Origin of the sequence: Microlunatus speluncae, assembly GCF_009299835.1 — a bacterium.
Lineage (GTDB): Bacteria > Actinomycetota > Actinomycetes > Propionibacteriales > Propionibacteriaceae > Microlunatus > Microlunatus speluncae.
This window is the reverse complement of the sequence record NZ_VKCZ01000011.1, coordinates 167,196-189,845: the sequence shown is the minus strand read 5'-3', so window position 1 is coordinate 189,845 and position 22,650 is coordinate 167,196. Positions and strand designations below refer to the sequence as shown.

Annotated in this window: 23 protein-coding genes and 1 pseudogene; 14 read left to right on the top strand and 10 right to left on the bottom strand. The window is 69.7% G+C overall.

Going from position 1 to position 22,650, the window contains the following annotated elements; translation table 11 throughout:
* Nucleotides 1-110, bottom strand: a pseudogene (locus FNH24_RS15310) (superoxide dismutase); the annotation flags it as partial.
* Between the two features lie 112 nt (nt 111-222).
* Here FNH24_RS15310 and FNH24_RS15305 point away from each other — a divergent pair.
* Entirely contained in the window at nt 223-993 is a 771-nt protein-coding gene (locus FNH24_RS15305; RefSeq protein ID WP_152363059.1) for an ABC transporter ATP-binding protein, read from the top strand.
* Entirely contained in the window at nt 963-2,558 is a 1,596-nt protein-coding gene (locus FNH24_RS15300; protein WP_152363058.1) for a hypothetical protein, read from the top strand. Before FNH24_RS15305 ends, FNH24_RS15300 begins: the two co-directional genes overlap by 31 nt.
* On the opposite strand, the gene FNH24_RS15295 is transcribed toward FNH24_RS15300, so the two are convergent.
* Genes FNH24_RS15295 through trmB form a run of 3 tightly spaced genes read right to left on the bottom strand, consistent with a single transcriptional unit; the run spans nt 2,539 to nt 4,756 of the window.
* On the bottom strand, nt 2,539-3,147 hold the full coding sequence (locus FNH24_RS15295; protein ID WP_152363057.1) for a class I SAM-dependent methyltransferase: 609 nt from the start codon (nt 3,145-3,147) through the stop codon (nt 2,539-2,541). The two genes, FNH24_RS15300 and FNH24_RS15295, sit on opposite strands and share 20 nt — an antisense overlap.
* Entirely contained in the window at nt 3,144-4,034 is an 891-nt protein-coding gene (truA, locus tag FNH24_RS15290; protein WP_152363084.1) for a tRNA pseudouridine(38-40) synthase TruA, read from the bottom strand. The genes FNH24_RS15295 and truA overlap by 4 nt, the downstream gene beginning before the upstream one ends.
* Before the next feature lie 2 nt (nt 4,035-4,036).
* Complete coding sequence (gene trmB / locus FNH24_RS15285) at nt 4,037-4,756, bottom strand: tRNA (guanosine(46)-N7)-methyltransferase TrmB (protein WP_152363056.1); 720 nt, start codon at nt 4,754-4,756, stop codon at nt 4,037-4,039.
* Nucleotides 4,757-4,785: 29 nt separating this feature from the next.
* Here trmB and FNH24_RS15280 point away from each other — a divergent pair, with 29 nt between their 5' ends.
* The 4 genes from FNH24_RS15280 (at nt 4,786) to FNH24_RS15265 (ending at nt 9,333) form a co-directional block, all read left to right on the top strand.
* Nucleotides 4,786-5,784: a hydroxyacid dehydrogenase gene (locus tag FNH24_RS15280; RefSeq protein WP_152363055.1), complete on the top strand. Its 999-nt coding sequence runs from the start codon at nt 4,786-4,788 to the stop codon at nt 5,782-5,784.
* 126 nt (nt 5,785-5,910) lie between these two features.
* Entirely contained in the window at nt 5,911-7,593 is a 1,683-nt protein-coding gene (locus tag FNH24_RS15275; protein ID WP_152363054.1) for an ABC-F family ATP-binding cassette domain-containing protein, read from the top strand.
* A 22-nt stretch (nt 7,594-7,615) separates the two neighbouring features.
* On the top strand, nt 7,616-8,803 hold the full coding sequence (locus tag FNH24_RS15270; RefSeq protein ID WP_161606147.1) for a glycoside hydrolase family 28 protein: 1,188 nt from the start codon (nt 7,616-7,618) through the stop codon (nt 8,801-8,803).
* Between the two features lie 2 nt (nt 8,804-8,805).
* Nucleotides 8,806-9,333, top strand: coding sequence for a DinB family protein (locus FNH24_RS15265; RefSeq protein WP_152363052.1), 528 nt, complete (start codon nt 8,806-8,808; stop codon nt 9,331-9,333).
* A gap of 420 nt (nt 9,334-9,753) precedes the next feature.
* On the opposite strand, the gene FNH24_RS15260 is transcribed toward FNH24_RS15265, so the two are convergent.
* Complete coding sequence (locus FNH24_RS15260) at nt 9,754-10,605, bottom strand: class I SAM-dependent methyltransferase (RefSeq protein WP_152363051.1); 852 nt, start codon at nt 10,603-10,605, stop codon at nt 9,754-9,756.
* A 97-nt stretch (nt 10,606-10,702) separates the two neighbouring features.
* Here FNH24_RS15260 and FNH24_RS15255 point away from each other — a divergent pair, with 97 nt between their 5' ends.
* Both FNH24_RS15255 and FNH24_RS15250 read left to right on the top strand, forming a co-directional pair.
* Nucleotides 10,703-11,716, top strand: a complete 1,014-nt coding sequence (locus tag FNH24_RS15255) for an aldo/keto reductase (RefSeq protein WP_152363050.1) — start codon at nt 10,703-10,705, stop codon at nt 11,714-11,716.
* Nucleotides 11,717-11,740: 24 nt separating this feature from the next.
* On the top strand, nt 11,741-12,133 hold the full coding sequence (locus FNH24_RS15250) for a hypothetical protein (protein WP_152363049.1): 393 nt from the start codon (nt 11,741-11,743) through the stop codon (nt 12,131-12,133).
* 176 nt (nt 12,134-12,309) lie between these two features.
* On the opposite strand, the gene FNH24_RS15245 is transcribed toward FNH24_RS15250, so the two are convergent.
* The 3 genes from FNH24_RS15245 to FNH24_RS15235 are packed head-to-tail and all read right to left on the bottom strand — an operon-like array spanning nt 12,310 to nt 14,870.
* On the bottom strand, nt 12,310-13,428 hold the full coding sequence (locus tag FNH24_RS15245; RefSeq protein WP_152363048.1) for a Gfo/Idh/MocA family protein: 1,119 nt from the start codon (nt 13,426-13,428) through the stop codon (nt 12,310-12,312).
* Nucleotides 13,425-14,132, bottom strand: coding sequence for a ThuA domain-containing protein (locus tag FNH24_RS15240; RefSeq protein ID WP_152363047.1), 708 nt, complete (start codon nt 14,130-14,132; stop codon nt 13,425-13,427). Before FNH24_RS15240 ends, FNH24_RS15245 begins: the two co-directional genes overlap by 4 nt.
* 60 nt (nt 14,133-14,192) lie before the next feature.
* Entirely contained in the window at nt 14,193-14,870 is a 678-nt protein-coding gene (locus FNH24_RS15235) for a TetR/AcrR family transcriptional regulator (protein ID WP_152363046.1), read from the bottom strand.
* A gap of 77 nt (nt 14,871-14,947) precedes the next feature.
* Between FNH24_RS15235 and FNH24_RS15230 the strand changes: the two genes are divergently transcribed.
* The 3 genes from FNH24_RS15230 (at nt 14,948) to FNH24_RS15220 (ending at nt 17,511) form a co-directional block, all read left to right on the top strand.
* Nucleotides 14,948-16,267 carry a glycosyltransferase gene (locus FNH24_RS15230; protein ID WP_152363045.1) on the top strand — a complete coding sequence of 440 codons (1,320 nt, stop codon included), beginning with the start codon at nt 14,948-14,950 and terminating at the stop codon, nt 16,265-16,267.
* Nucleotides 16,260-16,814 (top strand): GNAT family N-acetyltransferase, encoded by a 555-nt coding sequence (locus FNH24_RS15225; protein ID WP_152363044.1) that lies wholly within the window; start codon nt 16,260-16,262, stop codon nt 16,812-16,814. The genes FNH24_RS15230 and FNH24_RS15225 overlap by 8 nt, the downstream gene beginning before the upstream one ends.
* Before the next feature lie 115 nt (nt 16,815-16,929).
* Nucleotides 16,930-17,511: a GNAT family N-acetyltransferase gene (locus tag FNH24_RS15220; RefSeq protein WP_152363043.1), complete on the top strand. Its 582-nt coding sequence runs from the start codon at nt 16,930-16,932 to the stop codon at nt 17,509-17,511.
* Between the two features lie 21 nt (nt 17,512-17,532).
* On the opposite strand, the gene FNH24_RS15215 is transcribed toward FNH24_RS15220, so the two are convergent.
* The gene (locus tag FNH24_RS15215; RefSeq protein WP_152363042.1) at nt 17,533-18,555 is read right to left on the bottom strand and encodes a phosphotransferase enzyme family protein; all 1,023 of its coding nucleotides are present in this window, start codon (nt 18,553-18,555) and stop codon (nt 17,533-17,535) included.
* 64 nt (nt 18,556-18,619) lie between these two features.
* Nucleotides 18,620-19,900 (bottom strand): citrate synthase, encoded by a 1,281-nt coding sequence (locus tag FNH24_RS15210; protein WP_152363041.1) that lies wholly within the window; start codon nt 19,898-19,900, stop codon nt 18,620-18,622.
* A 339-nt stretch (nt 19,901-20,239) separates the two neighbouring features.
* Here FNH24_RS15210 and rplM point away from each other — a divergent pair, with 339 nt between their 5' ends.
* The 3 genes from rplM to glmM are packed head-to-tail and all read left to right on the top strand — an operon-like array spanning nt 20,240 to nt 22,582.
* Entirely contained in the window at nt 20,240-20,683 is a 444-nt protein-coding gene (gene rplM, locus FNH24_RS15205) for a 50S ribosomal protein L13 (RefSeq protein WP_152363040.1), read from the top strand.
* A gap of 17 nt (nt 20,684-20,700) precedes the next feature.
* Nucleotides 20,701-21,219 (top strand): 30S ribosomal protein S9, encoded by a 519-nt coding sequence (rpsI, locus tag FNH24_RS15200; protein WP_152363039.1) that lies wholly within the window; start codon nt 20,701-20,703, stop codon nt 21,217-21,219.
* A gap of 10 nt (nt 21,220-21,229) precedes the next feature.
* Nucleotides 21,230-22,582, top strand: coding sequence for a phosphoglucosamine mutase (gene glmM / locus FNH24_RS15195; protein ID WP_152363038.1), 1,353 nt, complete (start codon nt 21,230-21,232; stop codon nt 22,580-22,582).
* Nucleotides 22,583-22,650: the final 68 nt, after the last annotated feature.

Here is a 22,650-nt window from a genome sequence, read left to right as displayed (position 1 = left end):
ACGTAGGTGGCGTGGTGCTTGTCGTGGTGCAGTTCCATGATCGCGCCGGAGATGTGCGGTTCCAGGGCGGCGAAGTCGTACGGAAGATCAGGAAGTTCGTAGGCAGACATGCCCATCCTCTCGGGGTGACGCGTCGAACGCTCAGGGATTCGCCATCCTACGCGCGCCGTATCCGGCCCGGTCAGGGGCGTCACCGTGACCGGCTGGGTGTTGACTGGAGGCATGATCTCGGCGATGTCCCTGCAGGGGCTGCACAAGAACTTCGGCCAGAAGCGGGCCGTGGACAACCTCGAACTCGAGGTGCGCCAGGGCTGCATGTTCGGGCTGGTAGGGCCCAACGGCGCGGGCAAGACGACCACCCTCTCGATGGCCACCGGGCTGCTCCGGCCCGACGCCGGCACCGCCTCGGTGCTGGGTCACGACGTCTGGTCGGATCCGGTGCGGGCGAAGGAACTGATGGGGGTGCTGCCGGACGGGCTGCGGCTGTTCGACCGGCTCAGCGGCGGCGAACTGTTGCGCTATGTCGGGCTGATCCGCAAGGTGCCGCTGCCCGACATCGAGGCCCGCAGCGCCGACCTGCTGGGTGCACTGGGCCTGGCCGAGGACCGGGACACGCTGGTGGTGGAGTATTCCGCCGGCATGACGAAGAAGATCGGCCTGGCCTGCGCGCTGATCCACGCGCCGCGACTGTTGATCTTGGACGAGCCGTTCGAGGCGGTCGATCCGGTGTCCGGCGAGGCGATCCGGTCGATCTTGCGCGACTTCGTCGGCAGCGGCGGCACGGTGGTGTTGTCCAGCCACGTGATGGAACTGGTGGAGAGCCTGTGTGACGACCTGGCCGTGGTCGCCCAGGGGCGGGTGCTCGCGTCCGGCACGCTGGACGAGGTCCGCGCCGGGTCGACGCTGCAACGCCGGTTCCTCGACCTGGTGGGATTCCAGGCCGGAGCGGAAGGAGGGCTGGCATGGTTGCGCTCGTCGTCCGGCTCAAACTGACCCTGCTCCGGAACAGTCTGCGGCGCAGCGTCTGGCGTTCCGTCGGGTTGATCATCGGCGGGGTGTACGCACTCGGTCTGGTCGGCCTGGCCGTCTTCGGCATCGTCGCGCTCCGGCTCTGGGCCCCGGCCGACATCGGCGCCGACGTGCTGGTGCTCGCCTTCGCCCTGCTGACCGGCGGCTGGTTGTTCTTCTCGCTGTTGGTCTTCGGCGTGGACGAGACCGTCGACCCGGGCAAGTTCGCCCTGCTGCCGGTGCGGGCCCGGGAGTTGCAGCCGGGCCTGTTGATCGCCGGCCTGATCGGCACCCCCGGGATCGCCACCGCCCTGATCGCGTTGGCCATGATCATCGGCTACACCCGGGATGTCGGCAGCACCCTGCTGGCGGTGCTGGTGGTGCCGCCCGGGATCGCCACCTGTTTCCTGCTGGCCCGGACCGCGACGACGGTGTTTGCCCGGATCCTGTCCTCCCGTCGGTTCCGTGATCTTGCCTTCATCCTGTTGGCCGTGTTCGGTGCCGGCACCGCCGTGCTCGGCAACCTGTCCGGCGGGCTGGCCAACGCGAGCCTGCAGCAGCTGCGGACCGTCCTCGGCGACGCGTCCGAGGTGGCCGGCTGGTTGCCGGTCGGCTGGCTCTGGTCGGTCCCCGCCGACTTCGGTCGCGGCGCCGGTGGGATCGCGGTGATCAAGCTCGTGCTCGGAGTGGCCTTGATCATCGGGCTGTGGCTGGTCTGGCGCTACTTCCTGGCCAAGCGGCTGGTGGAGCCGATCGAGCCGGGCGGCGAGGCGCGGAAGGTGAAGCAGGGGCGGCTGGTCGAGCGACTCTTCCCGCCGACGCCGGCCGGCGGGGTCGGCTTTCGTACCTTGATCTATTGGCGTCGGGACCCGCGCTACATCGCCGGCATCGCCGGTTTCCTGATCTTGCCGCTGGCGCTGATCGCGACCCAGATCGCCAACCCGAATGACGCCAGCCGGCCGATGATCGCGTTCGCGCCGGTGTTGCTCGGCCTGTTCGTGTCGGTCAGTCTGGCGCAGGATCTCAGCTACGACGGGTCGGCGATCTGGGCGCACATCGTCAGCGGCATGTCCGGCGCCGACGACCGGACCGGCCGGGTCTATTCCGGGCTCGCGCTGCTCGGCCCGTTGCTGGTGATCATTTCGGTGATCACGCTGGCCATCAGCGGGCAGTGGCAGCTGACCACGCAGGTGCTCGCGTTGGTGGTCGGCCTGACCTTGATCGGCTTCGGTGTCGGCTCCTTCGTCGGCGCGCTGTGGCAGTGGCCGGCGCCGGCGCCCGGTGCCAGCCCGTTCCAGCGCGGCAGCAGCGGCGGGTTGCCGGCGCTGCTGTCGTTCGCGGTCGCGACCGGGCTGTCGGTGGGGCTGGCGCTGCCGCTGATCGCGTTGGTGATCGCGTCGTTGTGGATCGGCTGGCTGGCGGTCGTTGCGCTGGTGCTCGCGGTGGCCGGCGGCCTCGTCGTGCTCCGGTACGGGATCAAGCTCGGCGGCCGGACGCTGGAGCGTCGCTGGCCCGAGGTGCTGCGCGCGGTCAGCGAGCGGTCCGGCTGACCTCGAACACGCGGAACCCCTTGGCGCTGGCGATCCGGTCGCAGCGATAACCCTGATCGCCGAGCCAGCGCTGCAGCGAGTCGGCGCCGAGGTTCTTGCCGACCACCAGCCGCGCCACGCCGCCGTCGGCCAACCGGGGCAGCCAGGTCAGCAGCAACGCGTGCACGGCGTCCTTGCCGATCCGGATCGGCGGGTTGGACCAGATCTCGTCGTACCGGGTCGCGGGATCGGCCTGCTCCGGCCGCAGGGTCCGGACCCGGTCGCCGACGCCGTGCTCGGCAGCGTTGTCCCGGCACAGCCGCAGGGCGCGGTCGTTGCTGTCCACCGCGTCGATCACCGCTGCCGGCACGCCGAGCGCCAGGGCGATCGCGATCGGGCCCCAGCCGCAGCCGAGGTCGAGCAGCCGCCGGGCCTGCGCGGGTGGGTCGCAGGTGCGCAGCAGCAGGGCCGTCGCGTGATCGAGCCCGTCGCCCGAGAACACCCCGTTGGCGGTGCTGAAACCCAGTTCGCGATCGGCGATCCGGGCGGTGATCCGGCGTCGCCGCTCCGGTCCGGCCGGCTCACGTTCGAAGTAGTGCTCGGTGGTCACGGCCGTGGCTCCGGGCTGGGGGTCACCGGCAGGGACCTGGTGCTGCGGGCCTCGTTGACCCGGGCCGCCAGCTGGTCGTCGGGCGGATAGTGCACGTACTCCAGGGTCAAGCCCTGGGCCGGCATCACCGGGACGCTCGGATCCCGGGCCGGGTTGCCGGTGATCGTGGTCAACCAGTCCAGGTCGCGCCGGCCGGTGCCGACCGTGATCACCGCGCCGACCAGGGACCGGACCATCGAGTGGCAGAACGCGTCGGCGCGGACCGTGAGCTCGATCATCGGTCCGAACCCCGGCGCGTCGCCGGCCACCCGCCGGCCGGAGAATTCGAGCAGGGTCCGGATCGTGGTCGCGCCCTCCCGGCGGCGGCAGAACGCGCCGAAGTCCCTGAGGCCGAGCAGCGTCGCGGCGGCGGCGTTGAGCCGGTCGAGGTCGATCGATTCGCGGACATGCGCCACCACCTGTCGTCCCAGCGGATCCGGCCGGATCGGGCCGTCGACGACGCGGTAGCAGTACTGCCGCCAATCGGCGGCGAAGCGGGCGTCGAATCCGGGCGGCGCCGGGCGGACGCCGATGACGACAAGATCATCGGGCAGGGCCCGGTTGAGCCGCCGGAGCAGAGTCGCGCCGTCGTCGGTGGCGGTGGCGGCCGGCAGATCGACGTGGACGACCTGGCCCCGGGCGTGCACGCCGGCGTCGGTCCGCCCGGCGCAGACCACCCGGGCCGGCTCGGTCAGTCGCAGCACGGAGGTGATCCAGCGCTGCAACTCTCCTTGCACCGTACGCAATCCGGGCTGCTCGGCCCAGCCGGTGAACTCGGCACCGTGGTAGCCGAGGTCGAGCCGCAGCCGTACCGTCCGGTCCGGGTCAGGAGGCGAGACATCGTCCATGATCAACGGCGGCGATAGGACAGGTCGAAGATGTGCCGGCCGGCGGTGATCCCGCGCTGCTCGAACCGGGTCATCGGCCGCTGCTCCCAGCGCGGCGCCCAACCCTCCCGGAACTCGTTGACGAAGCGCGGATGATCATCGAGCACCTCCCGCATCTGGCCGGCGTAATCCTCCCAGTCGGTGGCCAGCCGCCAGATGCCGTGCCGCTTCATCCGCGCGGCGACCAGATCGGCGAAGGAACTGTCCACCAGCCGTCGCTTGTGATGCTTCTTCTTCGGCCACGGATCGGGGAAGAAGGTCCACAGCCGGTCGATCGAGTCGGCGGGCAACAGCCGCGCCAGCACGTCGGCGGCGTCGGCCTCCATCACCCGGAGATTGTCGATGCCGGCGTCGGCGATCTTGCCGAGGATCGAGCCGATCGACGGCTGATAGACCTCGAACGCCAGCACCGAGGCCTCCGGCCGGGCCGCCGCCATCGGCACCAGCGATTCGCCCATGCCCGGCCCGATCTCGACGATCAGCGGCGCCTCGCGACCGAAGATCGCGGTCAGGTCCAGCGGCTCGACCGGCGCGGCGGGATCGGCGGCCGGAGCGGGAGCCTCGATCACCCACTGGTCGGAATAACGGTCCAGATTGCGTTGCTGCGCGATCGTGATCCGGCCGCCGCGGCGGACGAACGAGACGATGCCGCGGCGGACCTGTCCAGTGCGGTGCCCTACCATGATCACGCAATGTACCAAGGGGGAGACTGATGGCGCCCAAGGCAGTGTTCGCGATGAATCCCGGCCTGGAACGGCGATTCTTCGACACCGATCGGCTGCGCCGGCTCAGCGAGCTGGTCGACCTCGACCCCGAGCTGGTGATCCGGGACTGGCGGGACGCGCCGGAGGACCTGGAGCTGGCGATCACCGGCTGGGGCGCGCCGAAGCTCGACTCCGCCGCGCTGACCGGACTGCCCAAGCTGCGCGGCGTGATCCACGCCGCCGGATCGGTGCGCTCGATGCTGCCGAGCGAGCTGTACGACACGGAGGGGTGGCAACGGGACCTGCAGGTGTCCAGCGCCGCGCACGCCAACGCCCTGCCGGTCGCCGAGTTCACCCTCGCCACGATCCTGTTCGCCGGCAAGGATGTGATCTGGATCTCGCGGGCGTTCACCGCGACCGAAGCACCGGTGGACAAGGGTTTCGCGATCGGCAATTACGGCCGGACGATCGGCATCGTCGGCGCGTCCATGGTCGGCGCACGGGTGATCGAATTGCTGCGTCCGTTCGACTTCACGGTGCTGGTGTACGACCCGTACCTCTCCGCCGAGCGAGCGACCGAGCTGGGGGCGACCAAGGTGGACGAGCTGGTCGACCTGGCCCGCGCCAGCGACGTGCTCAGCCTGCACGCCCCGTCGATCCCGGCCACCAACGGCATGATCTCCGCCGAGGTGCTGGCCGCGCTGCCGGACGGTGCGACGGTGATCAACACCGCCCGCCCGTCGGTGATCGACCAGGACGCGCTGACCGCAGAGTTGATCAAGGGCCGACTGCGCGCCTTCCTGGATGTCACCTCGCCCGAACCGCTGCCGCCGGGCCACCCGCTCTGGGGCCTGCCGAACGTCTTCATCACCCCGCACCTGGCCGGCTCCGCCGGCAACGAGGTCGGCCGGATGGGCCAGGCCGCGGTCGAGGAGGTCGCCCGCTTCGTCGCCGGCACCCCCTTCGCCCACCGCGTGACCGCCGCCGACATGACCCGCCTCGCCTAACCCCCCATCCGGACCCGAGTTGTCAGAACTGAGGTGCGCTATAGGGCTTCTCAGTTCTGACAAGTCGGCGTGGGGGTGGGGGTAAATCGGTTCCGGGGGTGATGGGTGGCCGTCTAGGGTGGCGGCATGGGACACGTCGAGTTGGCACACGTGTCTTTCCACCTCCCCGACGGCCGGCCGTTGCTGGACGAGGTGTCGTTCCGGGTCGGTGACGGCGCCGTGGTCGCGCTGGTCGGGCCGAACGGGTCCGGCAAGACGACCCTGATGCGGATCATCGCCGGTGATCTCGACCCCACCTCGGGCACGATCACCCGCAGCGGGACCCTCGGCGTGATGCGCCAGTTCATCGGCAGCATCCGCGACTCGAGCACCGTCCGCGATCTGCTCTTCTCCCTCACCGGCGAGCGACTGCAGGCCGCCATGGCCGAGGTCGACCGGCTCGAGCTGGCGTTGATGGAGGACGACTCCGAGGCGGTGCAGCTCAGCTACGCGACTGCGCTGGCCGACTATGCCGACGCCGGCGGCTACGAGACCGAGGTGGTGTTCGACGCCTGCTGCACGTCGGCGCTCGGCATCCCGTACGACCGGGCCCGGTGGCGCGAGGTGCGCACGCTGTCCGGCGGCGAACAGAAACGGCTCGCCCTGGAGGCCCTGCTCCGCGGCACCGACGAGGTGCTGCTGCTGGACGAGCCGGACAACTATCTCGACGTGCCCGGCAAGCGCTGGCTGGAAGATCAACTGCGGAACAGCCAGAAGACGATCTTGCTGATCAGCCATGATCGGGAACTGCTGGCCCAGGCCGCGACGGCGATCGCCGCCGTCGAGCTCGGCGCCGCGGGCAACACGCTCTGGGTGCATCCGGGCAGCTTCGCCACCTTCGGAGCGGCCCGGCAGGCTCGGTTCGATCGGCTCGAGGAGCTGCGCCGGCGCTGGGACGAGGAGCATCAGAAGCTCAAGGATCTGGTGCAGCTGTACAAGATCAAGGCCGCCTACAACTCCGACATGGCCGCCCGCTATCAGGCGGCCAAGACGCGGCTGGCCAAGTTCGAGGAGGCCGGGCCGCCGGAGGCGATCCCGCTGGTGCAGAACGTCAACATGAGGCTGCGCGGTGGTCGTACCGGCAAGCGGGCGGTCGTCGTCGAGAACCTCGAGCTGACCGGATTGATGAAGCCGTTCGACTCCGAGATCTGGTACGGCGACCGGGTGGCCGTGCTCGGTTCCAACGGCTCCGGCAAGTCGCACTTCCTGCGGTTGCTGGCCCGCGGTGGCAGCGATCCCGACGTCGAGCACCGGCCGGTGGAGACGCTGGACATCGCCGCGGTGGCGCACACCGGGAAGGGCCGGCTCGGCGCGCGGGTGCGACCCGGCTGGTTTGCCCAGACGCACCACCATCCGGAGTATCTGGGCAAGACCCTGCTGGAGATCCTGCATCGCGGCGATGATCATCGCGACGGCATGGGTCGCGAGGAGGCCGCCCGCAAGCTCGACCGCTACGAGCTGGCCCGGTCGGCCGAGCAGAAGTTCGAGACGTTGTCCGGCGGGCAGCAGGCCCGGTTCCAGATCCTGATCTTGGAACTGTCCGGGGCGACCCTGCTGTTGCTGGACGAGCCGACCGACAACCTCGACATCTCCTCGGCCGAGGCCCTGGAGCACGGTCTCGAGGTGTTCGACGGTACGGTGATCGCGGTCACTCATGATCGTTGGTTCGCTCGGGCGTTCGACCGGTTCTTGATCTTCGGTGCGGATGGCAGTGTGTACGAGGCGGACGCCCCGGTCTGGGACGAGGGCCGAGTCGCCCGGGCCAGGTGACTCGGGGAGGAGTTCGGCTCGGATGCAGCTCGACGATTCAACCCGCACCGCCTGGGACGTCCGTCATTACGGCGCCGCCGGGGACGGGGCGACAGACGACACGGCCGCCATTCAGTTGGCGGTCGACCGGTGCCGCGCCGCCGGCGGCGGACAGGTGCTGCTGCCGGCGGGAAGCTTTCGGTCCGGCCCGATCTCCCTGTTGAGCAACGTCCAGTTGCACCTGTCGGCCGGCGCGATCCTGGTGGCCGATCCCGTCGATCCGGTCGACCCCGTCGATTCCGCGGCCGTACCGTTGATCACCGCGCGGGGTCAGGACAATGTGTCGATCTCCGGGGCCGGTGTGATCGACGGCGCGGCGGCGCCGGGCCCGCTGATCCTGCTCGACGGGTGTCGCCGGGTCCGGGTGCATGAGGTGACGCTGCTGCATTCGCCGCACGGTTCCCTCGGGCTGACCGGCTGTGACGATGCGGAGGTCCGCGGGGTGACGGTGACGAACCCGGCCGGGGCGTCGACCGGGGACGGGATCGACGTCAGCGGATCCCGGGACGTGACGATCAGCGACTGCCGGATCCGGGCCGGCGCCGGCGCCTTGATCGTTCGCGGCACCGACCGGGACTCGGCTGATCACCTGGTCGTTGATCAGGAACGGACCTGCGAGAACGTGATCGTTGGCCGGTGTCAGCTCGCGGCGCCGGGGCAAGGCCTCCGGATCCTCGGCGGTCGCGGCACGGTGCGCAACTGCCTCTTCGCCGACCTCGTGATCTCCGACAGCGGCTGCGGCATCGACATCGCCGCCGGCACGTCGGGCAGTCGAACAGTGATCGAGAACCTTCGTTTCTCGAACCTGATCATCGACGGCGCAGCGCCGATCGCGGTGCACGCCGCCGCCGACGGCGCCTCGATCCGAGACCTGGTCTTCACCGGGATGACGATCACGGCGTCGTCCGGAGCGTCGCTGACCGGCGCCGTCGATGCGCCGTTGGAGCGGATCAGGCTCAGCGACATCGACTGGACGATTCGGCCCGCCCACGAGTCGGCCGGGGGCAACGGCCGGGCCGCGGACCCAGCGCTGCACGGCCTCCATCTCGCCGACCTGGTGGTGGGTGGGGTGACCGTGCGGCGCGACGGGGTGGTCGGCGGAAACGGCCGCGAAGGCTTTGTCCTGGAGCAGGCCGACGGCGTCCTGGTCCGCGAGCTGAGTGCGAAGTGATCATGAGGTCCACGGATCCGTTCGCCTTCCAGCTCGAGGTCACCTCGATGCTGCTTGATCATCATCTGGCCGGGTTGTCGGCCGAAGACCTGTTCTGGGCTCCGGCCCCGATCCACTGGACCATGCACGCCGACGGCTCGGGTGGCTGGCAGCCGGACTGGGCTGACACCGAGCCGGACCCGGTGCCGGTGCCGACCGTCGCCTGGCTCAGCTGGCACCTGCAATGGTGGTGGTCATCCACCCTGGCCGATGTTCAAGGCCGCCCCGCTCCCGCCCACAGCGACGTCGACTGGCAACCCGACCCGGACCGGATCCGCACCGCCCTAGCCGCTCTCCGCACCGCCTGGTCCGAGGTCCTGACTACGACCTCCGACGCCGACCTGGACGTTCCGAGCGGCTACCCCTGGCCGGCCGACGCCGGCCGCTCCCGGCGTGATCAGTTCGCCTGGGTCACCATCGAGCACACCAAGAACGTCGCCGAGCTGGGCCAGCTGATGATGCTCCGCCGGGCACATCCAGCGGCCGAATGATCCGCGACGTTGTCGCAGAATCACTGCGTGCCGACCGCCTAGCCGGCATCAAAGCGCTTTACCGCTCCGCACCAAGCGCTTTCGCGACAGCGGCGGGACTAGCCCTGCCAGCGATGGCCTCGGCGGTCGGATTCGACGAGATCAAGCGCCGAGAGTGACGCTAGCGACGCGAAATCGATCCGACGTCGTTAACGTCACACTCGGCGCGCCCGGGCCCAGGTCGATCCCGCCGGCAGCGAACCGCAGAGTTACCGTCGACGGGGTGACCGGCGGGGTCGAGGTGCTGGTCATGCCCAGAGCGCCGAACTGGAACCGCAGCGTCGCCACCGCGGGGTCTTCGGCGTCGATCTGATGGCTACCTACCGGCAACGGCACGACCCGACAAGGTGTGAATTCTTGCCGGGACTAACCGGCAAGAATTCACATTGGCGTGGCGGGTTTGCGGGCGAGGAGGAGCTGGGTGTCGCCGGGCCAGTCCCAGAAGCGGGCGGTGGGGGAGTGGTGCTGCAGGAGGTCGGTCATCGCGGCTCGGAAATGATCAAGGTTCGGGCCGAACAGGTGCGGGGCCGAGGAGGACATGGACAGGTAGCCGGCGATCACTGAGTCGGAGTTCCGGACGATGTCGGGGCGGCCCGGGGCGAAATGCTGCTCCGGTCGGCCGAAGCGTGTACGGGACAGGGCGTCCTCGATCGAGTCGGGGTGCTGCGGACCCAGGCCCTGTCCGGCCCGGCGGTCCGAGCCGAGGTAGCGCCGGAGGAGTTCCTTGATCGCGTCGTGCGGGATGGGCGGCAGGTCGGGCCCGATCGGTCGCGGCCGGTCGGTCGCGCAGTGGCTGATCAGGGCCAGGCAGCCGCCGGGTTCCAACAGGTCATACATCGCTTCGGCGACCCGCTCCCGGTCGGTCCACCAGAACGACTGGCCGAAGGTGATCAATCGGAAGGGTCCCGGCTCGAGCCGGACGGCGTCCTCGGCGGTCGTCTGTAGCCACCGGAGGTTGCCCACGTGTTCGAACGCGGCGAAGCGGGCGGCCTCGCGCAGCATGTCCGGATCCGGGTCGATGCCGACGGCCTCGTCGAACAGGTCGGCCAGGGGGACGGTCACGCTGCCGGGGCCACAGCCGACGTCGAGCAGTCGGCCGGTGCCGTCCAGCCCGGGCCCGCTATCCAGCCGGCACAGCTCGGTCAGCGTGGACCGCAGCTCGCGCGAATACCGCGGCCGACCGAACCGGTAGTGCTGGGCGGTTCCGGCGTAGATCGTCGCGTCGTAGCTCATCCGATCATGGTCCCATCGCCGCGGGGCTTGACCTGGAGCGCACTCCAGGAGATTGGCTCGGAGTCCAAGTCAACCCGACGACCGAGCAGGAGCAATCATGACGACGATCATCACCGCAACCCGATCACTGGGCCGCAGCGGACCGCAGGTTTCCGCGATCGGCGTCGGCAGCTGGGCGCTCGGCGGGCCCTACCAGGCCAACGGCCGCGCCGCGGGCTGGGGCGAGGTCGACGACGACGAGAGCATTCGGGCCCTGCACGCAGCGTTCGACGCCGGCATCACCTTGATCGACACCGCGCCGACGTACGGCATCGGACACTCCGAGTCGATCATCGGCCGGGCCCTGGCCACCCTGCCGGCGTCCGCCGCCGAGTTGATCACCGTGGCGACCAAGTTCGGTCTGGTGTACGACGAGCGGCGGCGGACGACCGGCGGCACGGACACGCGGCCCGAGACGATCCGGGCCGGCTGCGAGGACAGCCTCCGGCGGCTGGGCCTCGACACCATCGGGCTTTTCCAACTGCACAACGGCGCCGAGAGCCCGGCCCAGGCCGAGGACATCGTCGCCACCTGCGAGGAGCTGGTCGCCGCCGGCAAGATCAACTCCTTCGGCAACGGCCAGGACGACCCGGAGATCACCGCGGTGTTCGCCCGCTCCGCCAACTGTGTCGCCATCCAGACCCAGATCAACGTCTTCGGATGGGCCGCTGCCTCACTCGACGCCGCCCGGAGTGCCGGGCTGGCGATCCTCGCCCGATCGCCGCTGGCGATGGGCATGCTGACCGGCAAATACACCCCGAGTCGTCGGCCGGCGCCCGGCGACGTCCGGCTGGACACGCCCTACTGGGACTACTTCGACTCCGACGCCATGCCGGGCTGGCTGGAGCGTCTCGACACCGTACGCGAGCTGGTCACCACGGACGGCCGGAGCCTCACCCAGGGCGCCCTCGGCTACCTGCTCGCCCTCGACCCGGCGATCATCCCGCTGCCCGGCATCCGCACCGAGGCCCAGGCGATCGAGAACGCCGGCGCCCTCGATCATGGTCCGCTGCCCGCCGCGGTCGCCACCAAGATCACCGACCTGCTGGCCGATTCTCCGGAACGCCGCTGACGACGCGGCACTACCGTGGTCGGCATGGCAGCCCGATTCCCACCCCGGCCGATCCGAGCGGTCCGCGAGCTGATCGTGCCGCGAGGCAACTGCGGCCCGTTCGCCGACATCACGCTGGATTTCGAGCCCGCCGAGACCGGCTTCGTCTTCGAGATCGCCGACGGCGTGACGGCCGACTGGGAGTGGCCCGAATACGGTCCGGTCTACCTCGAATGGGTCGGCACCGGGGTCGAGGAGGAGCTCCGCCACGAAGATCACGGCCTGATCGTGGCCGTCCGGGTGATCTTGCAGGCGGCGCGGATGCACCCGGTGGACTCGCGGGAACAGGGTTTTCAACGCGCCGGGACCCGCGCCGCGAAGCAGGCGATCGCGCTGGCGTTCGGTGGATCAGGCGAAGAGCTCGGCGCGCCCGGGTGAGACCGGTTCGAGCAGGTGCCGCCGGCAGACCGCGCCGATGACGCCGACCGGGAGCAGGCTGTCGCGGCGAATCGTCCGGCGAGCGCGGGGTCCATGGAGCCAACCCTGCCGGTGAACGACGAAGCCCGGCTCCCCCCGAGTGGGGGAGAGCCGGGCGGCGTCTGAGTGAACTCTGCTCAGGAGGTGAAGGGGCCGTCGCCCAGCGGGACCACGGCCGGCCGCTCGACCCGCGACTCGATCTCGACCCGCTGGCCGGATCGGGCCGAGGCCAGCAGCGACTCCATCACCTCGAGCACGTGGTACGCCAGCCGACCGCCGGCCCGGGGCTCGGCACCGGCCGGCGTGGCGACCAGGTCGGCGAGCCCGTACCCACGGCTGGCATTGCGATAGCCGGCCGACTCCGCCAGCGTTCGCCAGTCGGCGTCGCCCAGGGCCCGCAACTCGACGTCGCCGTCGAACCGGTTCGGGTCGGGCACGGTCAGCGAGGCCTGCTCCCCGTGCACCTCGATCCGGGCGGCGTGGCTGGCCACCGAATCGAAGCTCATCACCAGGGTGGACAGGACGCCGGAGGAGTGGGTGAGCACGCCGGTCACATGCGAGTCGACGGTGACGCCGATCTGCTCGCCGGCCCGCGGCCCCTGGCCGATGGTCCGGGTGTCCCGGGTCCGGCTGCCGGCGCCGATCACCGAGCTGACGTCGCCGAGCAGCGTGATCAACGAGGTCAGGTAGTACGGCCCCATGTCCAGCAGCGGACCGCCGCCGGGCTGGTAGTAGAAGTCCGGATTGGGATGCCAGCGTTCGTGACCGGGCGTCACCATCGTCGCGGTGGCGGCGATCGGGGCGCCGATCAGGCCCTCGTCGATGGCGGCCCGGGCGGTCTGGGTGCCGGTGCCGAGCACCGTGTCCGGCGCGCAGCCGATCCGGACCCCGGCGGCGTCGGCCGCGGCCAGCATCCGCCGGGCCTCGTCGACGGAGGCGGTCAGCGGCTTCTCGCCGTAGACGCTCTTGCCGGCCGCGATCGCCGCCTCGGCCACCTCGGCGTGCGCCGCCGGGATGGTCAGGTTGAGCACCAGATCGACGTCGGGGTCGGCCAGCAACTCGTCCACCCCGAGGGCGCGGGCCCCCGGGTACGAGGCCGCGGCCGACTTGGCCCGCTCCGGATCAAGATCAGCAACGGCGATCAACTCCAGGTTGCGCAGCCGCGGCAGCGTGCCCAGATAGGCGCCGCTGATCGCACCGCAGCCGATCATGCCGACCCGGGCCTTGGCGTTGCTGCGCTGCGTCGGGGTGCTCATCGGGCCGCCCAGAGCAGGCCGCGCTCGATGATGGTGCGCACCGAGTCGTTCTGCAGCACGTCCACGCTGTGTCCCGGCGTGGCGACGAAGATCTTTCCCTGACCCCAGTTCCTGGTCCAGATCGCCGGCGACGTCACCTCGCGGTGCCACGCATCGCCCTCGCGGACCTTCTGCGTGGTCGTGGCCAGCACGTCGATGTAGTCGTCGGACAGCACCCAATACTGCTCGGTGATCAACTCGAAGTCCTCGATCCCGGCCACGATCGGATGATCAGCGGTCTCGGGCCTGATGTTGATCAGGTACGGGACGAAGTTGTTGGCCGGGTCCCCCGGCACGTGCTCGCTGACCGGCTTGCCCGGGTGGCAGGCGAACTGACCGCCCACCAGATGCAGGTAGTCGCTGGAGTTGCGATACGAATCGGCGATCCCACCGTGCCAACCGGCGAACCCGGTGCCGGCCGCGATCGCGTCCCGCAGCCCGACGAGTTGATCACGTTCGATCTTGCTCATCGTCACGCACTGCATGATCAGATCGACGCCGGCGAGATAGTCGGTGTCGGCATAGATCTCGGGCGAGTCCTCGACCCGGACGGTGAATCCGTTGTCCACCAGATGCGGAATGAAGAGATCGGTCGCCTGGACCGGCGCATGCCCGTCCCAGCCACCGCGGACCACCAACGCGGTCCTGTTTCCTGTCGCGGTCATCGTCCCCGCTCACCTCCCGATAGCACCGGCCGTCGTCGATCGGCCTCAGCCTGAATCCTTTCAGACCGACCGGCTCCGGTTTCTCGCGGGCCTGGCCGGAGCGAGTACGGCCTCGCACAGGGCATCGCCGATCCATTCCTGGTAGGCATCGCCGCTCCAGCGCCGGCGGCGGGTCAGCAGCTCCCAGAACTCCAGGCTGTTCAGGGCCCAGATCCGATCCCGGGCCCGCTCGACGGTCAACTCCGGCCGCAACGCGCCCAGCTCCTCGACCCGGCGGACCACCATCAGGGTCCCGGCCAGCCGCTCCCGGTCGGTGGTCGCCAGGTGCTCGGCCAGCTCGGCGTCGCCGGCCGCGGCGCCGGCCATGATCGCCAGCATCAGCGGCCCGATCCGGTCCGCCAGCCGCCGGCCGAGCGCGGCGTAGCCGTGCAGGAACTCGCGCGGATCCGTCAGCTGATACATCGCGATCACCTCGGGCCGCCGGCTCATCGGGATCGGCTCGTCGTCGCCGATCAGGACGACGTCGTGGACCCCCTTGAGCAGGGCCGGTTTGGTGCCGAACGTGTTGTAGATCGTCTGGGCCGAAACCCCAGCGGCGCCTGCGATCCCGGCGATCGTCGTGGCCGAGTAGCCGTCGTCGAGGAAGGCCTGGTGGGCGGCGTCGATGATCCGCCGCCGGGTGAGGCCGGCCTGTTCCGCGCGGATCGGGCTGTGGTACGGACGATCCATTGAATTCATTTGACTCCTACTAAAATGATGTTAGCGTTGCTCCATCATACGACAGGGCGGCGGGGGAGCCGCCTCAGGGAGTCACCATGTCAACCTTCGTCTTCGCCTCCATCCCGGTCCAGGCGCACACCACCAATCCGATGCCGATCGCCGCCCGACTGGTGCGGCGCGGCCACACCGTCCTCTGGTACGCCGGCCGTGCATTCCATGATCGAATCGCCGGGACCGGAGCCGAGCCGGTGGCCTTCACCGACCAACCGGATTACGGCGGCCAATCGGTCGACGAGGCCTTTCCCGAGTTCCAGGGCAAATCCGGGCCGGCGATGATCGGCCAAGGCTTCGAAAAGATCTTCGTCGGGCACGCGCCGCAGCGGGTGGCCGACCTGCGCCGGATCACCGCGGCGCACCCGGTCGATGCCTTCCTGACCGAGGGCCTGAGCTTCGGAGTGGGGCTGCTGGCCGAGCTGGAGGGCATCGGCTGGGCGACCTTCGGCGACGGACCGCTCCCTTATCAGGATGCCGACACGCCACCCTTCGGTCCGGGCCTGCTGCCGCTGCCCGGGCCGCTCGGCCGGCTCCGCAACCGGCTGGTCGGCGGATTCGCGTCCAAGATCATTTTTGGTCCGACCGAACGGGCCTACCAGCGGATCAGGGCCGACCTCGGGCTGCCGCCGGATCCGGTGTCGGCCCTGGCCCGGGTCGCCTCACCGATGCTGCATCTGCAGGGCTGCACACCGTCCTTCGAATATCCGCGGGCCGACCTGCCGGGCCACTTCCACTGGATCGGCGCGCTGCGGCCGGATCCGGTGCCGTGGCAGCCGCCGCCGTGGTGGCCCAGGCTGTCCGAGGGCCGGCCGGTGGTGCACGTGACTCAGGGCAGTCTGCGGCCGGACCCGACCGAGTTGATCATGCCGACGATCAGCGCGCTGGCGGCGGAGCCGGTGCTGGTGGTGGTCACCACCGGTGGCTTGGACCGAACCGCGCTGGAGCGTGATCATGGTCCGCTGCCCGACAACTGCATCGTCGCACCGTGGCTGCCGTACGACGAACTGCTGGGCTCGGCCGACGTGTTCGTGACCAACGGCGGCTACACCGGGGTGACCACCGCGCTGGCCCACGGGGTCCCGATCGTCCAGGCCGGGACCACCGAGGAGAAGGCCGAGATCGCTGCCCGGATCGCCTGGTCCGGCGTCGGGATCCGGCTGGGCCGGACCCACCCCGCGCCGGAGCGGGTCCGGGCCGCCGTTCGTCGGGTGCTGGCCGAGCCAGGCTTCCGTACCGCTGCCACTGCGGTGCGGACCGAGCTGGCCGAGCACGACGCGGCCGAGGAGGGTGCCGACCTGATGGAGCGGTTGGCGTCGACTCGCCGGCCGGTCATGCGGGACGATCGGCGGGTCGATGTCTGAACGGAGCGGAGTGATGTCGGAGTCGCGGATCGTCCGGGCGACCGGCGACCCCGAGGCGGTGCACGCCCGGATCGCCCGGTTGCTCGAGGAGTACGTCAACTGGGGTTACGGTCAGCTGATCGGGTTGGGCGCCGGGCTCGGTCCCGAGGTCGTCGAGGCCCACCTGGCCGCTTTCCGGGCCGAGCTGCCGGAGCTGCTCGGCCCGCGCGGCCGGCTGCTGATCGCCGAGCAGCAGGGCGGTCCGGTCGGCCTGGTCGGGCTGAAGCCGATCGACGTCGAGACCGCCGAGGTGAAGCGGATGTATGTCCAGCCGGCGACGCGGGGCGGCGGCCTCGGTCGGCGGCTGCTCACCGAGTTGCTGGCCGACGCGGTCGAGCTGGGGTATCGACGGGTGTGGCTGGAGACGGCCGTGTTCATGGTCGAGGCGCACGCGCTCTACCGGTCGATCGGCTTCCGAGACATGGCCGCCTATGCCGGCGGTGAGTCCGAGGTGTCCGGCATCGGCCGGCACATGCGCTTTTTGGAGTGGCACGCCCCGGATCGCTGACCCGCGGCCGGAGTGACCGGAATCCAGCAATGGTTGACGATTCCGGCCAGAATGCGTCTCATCCGGCCGACGCGTGCCGGATTTCGGTCACTCTCCCAACGAAAGCGAGCCGTTCGTGTTTGCTCAGTCCCTCGGTGCCGACGGCGCCGAGCTGCGTCCGCTCGAGCCCTGGCGGGCCGAGGAGTTGCTGGCCCACATGGATCGGGGCCGGGACTTCATCGGACGCTTCATCGGCCTGGCCGAGGCGATCACCGACCTGGAGACCAGTCGTGCCTTCCTCGCCTCGTACGCCGAGAAGGCCGCATCGGACACCGGCCGGATCTACGGCATCTGGTCCGACGACACCCTGGTCGGCGGGGTGCTGTTCCGGACCATGAACCTCGACCAGGGCACCGCCGAGGCCGGCTGCTGGCTGGAGCCCGCGGCGGTCGGCCGGGGCCTGGTCACCCGGGCCTCGCGGTTGATCATCGACTGGGTGATCAAGGAACGCGGCGCGCACCGGGTGGAGTGGCAGGTCGCCGCCGGCAACGAGCCGAGCATCGCCGTCGCCCGCCGGCTCGGCATGGTCCGGGAGGGCGTCCTGCGCCAGGCCTACCGGCACCCCTCCGGCGAACGCCACGACATCGAGATCTGGTCCCTCCTCGCCCCCGACTGGGACCCCGAGTTGTCAGACTCTCACCACGCTATAGGCCGGTGAAAGTCTGACAACTCGGGGTTTTCAGACGTCGCGGGTGGGGCGGCCGGTGAGGGTGGCGGCGAGGGCGAACAGCGAGTCGAGGGCCAGGTGGGTGGCCCGGCCGTCGGCGTCGGTGAGCCACTGGATCTCGCCGACGACGCCCAGCCGGGCCATCGGCAGCAGCAGCTCCTCGTCGGCCGGATCCAACGGTCCGCCGGCGGCCAGGTAGTCCCGCCAGATCTGCGCCGGCTCCACCTCGAGGTCGGTGTAGGCGAGGTTCGCGACCTCCCAGACCAGCGGCTCGACCCGCAGATCGTCGGTGTCGATGATCGCGACCAGCCGGTCCTCCAGATAGAGCTGGTTGCGCGGGTTCAGGTCGCCGTGCACCGGCGCCCGGGCGGCCAGCCGGCCGGATCGGGTCCAGTCGTCGAGCCGGCCGGCCAGCTCCTCGACGGCGCGGTCCACGACGGTCACCGGGCCCAGCACCTCGGCACCACGGCCGAACCGGTCGATGATCGCGGCTCGGGCCTCGTCCCAGCCGTACCGGCGCGGCGGATCGTCCACCGAGGTGAAGCCGGGCCGTTGATCGAAGTCCAGCTCGAGCGCGGCGCGGTGCATCGCGGCCAGCACCGGGACCAGCTCCCGGCAGCGATCCGGGCTCGGCACGGAGCTGCCGGAGAACCCATCCACGTAAGGAAAAAGGGTCAGGATGTGATCATCGACCACCGGCACGTCGTCGTGCTCGGCGGCGACCACGACCGGTGCCACGGCGGCCCAGGCCCGGGCCACCGGCAGTTCGTACGCGACCTGTTCGGCGGTCCGCTCGGACCGGCCGACCCGCAGCACCCGATCATGATCGGCGCATTCGATCTTCCAGGTCTGGTTGAGCAGCCCCTCGGCCAGCAGGCCCACCTGGGTCGCCGGCAGGCCGCGGTCCTCGGTGCAGAACGCCAGGACCCGATCCGGGGTCAGCCAGAGATCCTGCCAACCCCAGTCGGGTCCGTCGTAGTACTGCGTGCCGTCCGGCGAGATGGTCGCCCGCGGCAGGTGATCTTGATGCTCCACCCGGTCGAGCTTGTCAGGTGCACCGGGTCAACGGCCACTCGGTTGTACGGGGCCGAATTGAGCCTCAGCGCTGATTCATCGGGATGAACTCGCGCTTCCGCGGCCCGGTGTAGATCTGCTTCGGCCGGGCGATCTTCTGCTCCGGATCGGTGACCAGCTCCGACCACTGGGCCAGCCAGCCCGAGGTGCGCGGAATGGAGAACAGCACCGTGAACATCTCCGGCGGGAACTCCATCGCCTCGTAGATCAGGCCCGAGTAGAAGTCGACGTTCGGGTAGAGCTTGCGGGAGACGAAGTAGTCGTCCTCCAGCGCGATCTTCTCCAGCTCCTGGGCGATCTTGAGCAGCGGGTTGACCCCGGTCACCTCGAAGACGTCGTCGCAGGCCTTCTTGATGATCGTCGCCCGCGGGTCATAGTTCTTGTAGACCCGGTGGCCGAAGCCCATCAGCCGCTCCTTGCCCTCCTTCACCCCGGCGATGAAATCCGGGATGTTGTCGGTGGAGCCGATCCGGCGCAGCATCCGCAGCACGGCCTCGTTGGCGCCGCCGTGCAGCGGGCCGTAGAGCGCGGCGATGCCGGCGGCGACCGAGGAGTACGGGTCCACCTCGGTGGAGCCGACGGCGCGGACCGCGTTGGCCGAAGCGTTCTGTTCATGATCAGCGTGCAGGATGAACAGCACCTCGAGGGCCTTCACCAGCCGCTCGTCGGCGTGATACTCCGGCTCGCTCATCTTGAACAGCATGGCCAGGAAGTTCGCCGTATAAGAGAGTCCGTTGTCCGGGTAGACGTACGGCTTGCCCTGCTGATGCCGGAACGCGAAGGCGCCGAGGGTCGGCATCTTGGCGATCATCCGGGTGATCTGCAGCTGCCGGTTGCCGGCGTCGTCGATGTTCACGGCTTCGGGGTAGAAGGTGGACAGGGCGCTCACGCCTGCCATCAGCATCGCCATCGGGTGCGCGTCGTAGCGGAAGCCCTGGATGAACTGCTTCAGGTTCTCGTGCACGAAGGTGTGGTACGTGACCTCGTGGGTCCACTGGGCCAGCTGATCGGAGGTCGGCAGCTCACCGTTCAACAGGAGATAGGCGACCTCGAGGTAGCTGGAGGACTCGGCCAGTTGCTCGATCGGGTAACCGCGGTACTCGAGGATCCCGGCCTCACCGTCGATGTAGGTGATCGCGCTGCGGCAGGAGGCGGTGTTGACGAATCCAGGGTCGTACGTCGCCAGCCCCGGCTGCCCGTCGACGGCGATCTGCTTCAGGTCCGCGGCCCGGATGGTGCCGTCGGTGATCTCCAGCTCATAATCCTTGCCGGTGCGGTTGTCCCGTACGGTGAGCGACTCGGTCATGAGCGACAACCTACGCGGGCGTAGCGGCGAGTGGCCAGCGGGGGACGGCGGATGTGCGCTGGCTCACGCGACGCCGCTTCCCCCTCGTTCCGACGCCACTTCCCCCTCGTTCCCGACGCCGCTTCCCCCTCGTTCCCGACGCCGCTTCCCCCTCGTTCCCTGAGCCTGTCGAAGGGTGTTCCGGGGTCGTTTTGACCGGCGTTGCCCAGGGCCGGTAATCTAGCCTGCTGTTGCGCCATCGCGCGCTCAATTCCCTGCATCGAGCAACCTCGGTCCGCTGATGATGCGCGCAGGGTTTTCGTCAGCAGCACACCAGAGAGAGATTGGCAGGGCGAGGCAGTGTCCACGTACAGTCCCAAACCGGGTGAGGTCACCCGTGAATGGCATGTCATCGACGCCGATGATCTCGTGCTGGGCCGGCTCGCCGTGACGGCGGCAACGCTGCTCCGCGGGAAGCACAAGCCGACCTTCGCGCCGCACGTCGACGGGGGAGACTTCGTCGTCGTCGTGAATGCGTCCAAGATCGCGCTGACCGGTAACAAGCGCGAGGACAAGATCAGCTACCGGCACTCCGGTCGTCCGGGTGGGCTCAAGTCCATCTCGTACGGCAAGCTGCTGGACACCGATCCGCGCAAGGCGGTGGAGCAGGCCGTCTGGGGCATGCTGCCGAAGAACCGGCTGTCCCGGAAGCTGATCAAGAAGCTCAAGGTCTATTCCGGTCCGGAGCATCCGCACACGGCGCAGAAGCCGCAGCCGTTCCAGATCACCCAGATCAGCCAGTGACGACAGAAAGCTCGACCGTGTCTGAAACCGTGACCGAGACCACCGCCGACGAAGAGGTTCGCCCCTTCACCGAGGGCGACCGCGAGATCGCCTACCGCTCCGAGGCCAACCCTTCGGCTTCCGGACCGACCAGCCGTCCCGCCGTCGTGGCTCCCGGCTCGGCCACCGGCCGCCGCAAGGAGGCCATTGCCCGGGTCCGGATCGTTCCGGGCAGCGGCACCTGGACGATCAACGGCCGCACGTTGGAGGAGTACTTCCCCAACAAGGTGCACCAGCAGATCGCTTCCGAGCCGTTCGGCACGGCCGGTGTCGAGGGCTCCTACGACGTGATCGCTCGCGTTCACGGTGGCGGCATCACCGGCCAGGCCGGTGCGGTGCGGCTCGGCGTGGCCCGTTCGCTGAACGCCGTCGACGCCGAGGCCAGCCGGTCCGCGCTGAAGAAGGCCGGCATGCTGACCCGGGACGCCCGGATCAAGGAACGGAAGAAAGCCGGCCTCAAGAAGGCCCGTAAGGCTCCTCAGTACAGCAAGCGCTGAGCCTCATCGCATGGGGCGACTTTTCGGGACCGACGGGGTCCGGGGCAAGGCCAACGCGGAACTGACCGCGGAGCTGGCCCTCGACCTGTCGGTCGCCGCGGCTCATGTGCTCGCGGAGAGCGGTGCGTTCGGCGGACATCAACCGTCCGCCGTCGTCGGCCGTGATCCGCGGGCCTCGGGGGAATTCCTGGAGGCGGCCGTCGTGGCCGGCCTGGCCAGCGCCGGGGTCAACGTGCACCGGCTCGGTGTGCTGCCGACCCCCGGCGTGGCCTACCTGACCCGGGCGACCAAGGCCGATCTCGGCGTGATGCTCTCGGCCAGCCACAACCCGATGCCGGACAACGGGATCAAGTTCTTCGCCCGCGGCGGCGAGAAACTGGACGACGCGGTCGAGGACGCGATCGAGGCCCGGCTGCGGGAGACCTGGCAGCGGCCGACCGGCGCCGACGTGGGCCGGGTCGCGGACGACCCGGGTCTGACCGCGTCGTACATCTCCCATCTGGTGCAGACGGTGGACCCGGTGCGGTTCGACGGGATCAAGGTCGTCGTCGACTGCGCCAACGGCGCCGCTCACCTGGTCGGGCCTGAGGCGTTCAGCGCGCTCGGTGCGACCGTGATCCCGCTGCACGCCGAGCCCAACGGCAACAACATCAACGAGAACTGCGGTTCGACCCATCCCGAGCAGTTGCAGCGCGCGGTCGTCGAGCACGGCGCCGATCTCGGGCTCGCCCTCGACGGTGACGCTGACCGCTGCCTGGCGGTCGACGCCGACGGGGCGTTGGTCGACGGTGATCAGATCCTGGCCATCCTGGCCGTGGCGTTCGCCGAGCAGGGGCGGCTGGCCGGCAACACCGTCGTCGCCACCGTGATGAGCAATCTCGGCCTGGTGCAGGCGATGAAGGCCGCCGACATCGCCGTACAGCAGACCCGGGTCGGCGACCGCTACGTGCTGGAGGCGATGAAGGCCGGCGGCTACATCCTCGGCGGCGAACAGTCCGGACACGTGATCTTGTCCGAGCACGCCACCACCGGTGACGGGGTGCTGACCGGGTTGCAGCTGGTGCGCCGGATGGCCACCAGCGGCCATTCGCTGGCCAAGCTGACCTCGGTGATGACCCGGATGCCGCAGGTGTTGATCAACGTCCCGGGCGTGGACAAGACCCGCGCCGACACCGACCCGACCCTGAGTCGCGCCGTCGCCGACGCGACCGCCGAGCTCGGCACCACCGGCCGGGTCCTGCTCCGCCCCTCCGGCACCGAGTCCCTGGTCCGGGTGATGGTCGAAGCCGAGACCGCCGACCGCGCCAACGCCGTAGCCGAACACCTCGCCTCGGTCGTCCGCACCACCCTGACCCTCCCCTAAACCCGCCGACCCGCCACTTGTGCACGCGGTTTTGCGGCGTGTCGGAGCACAAGTGACGTCTCGACCCC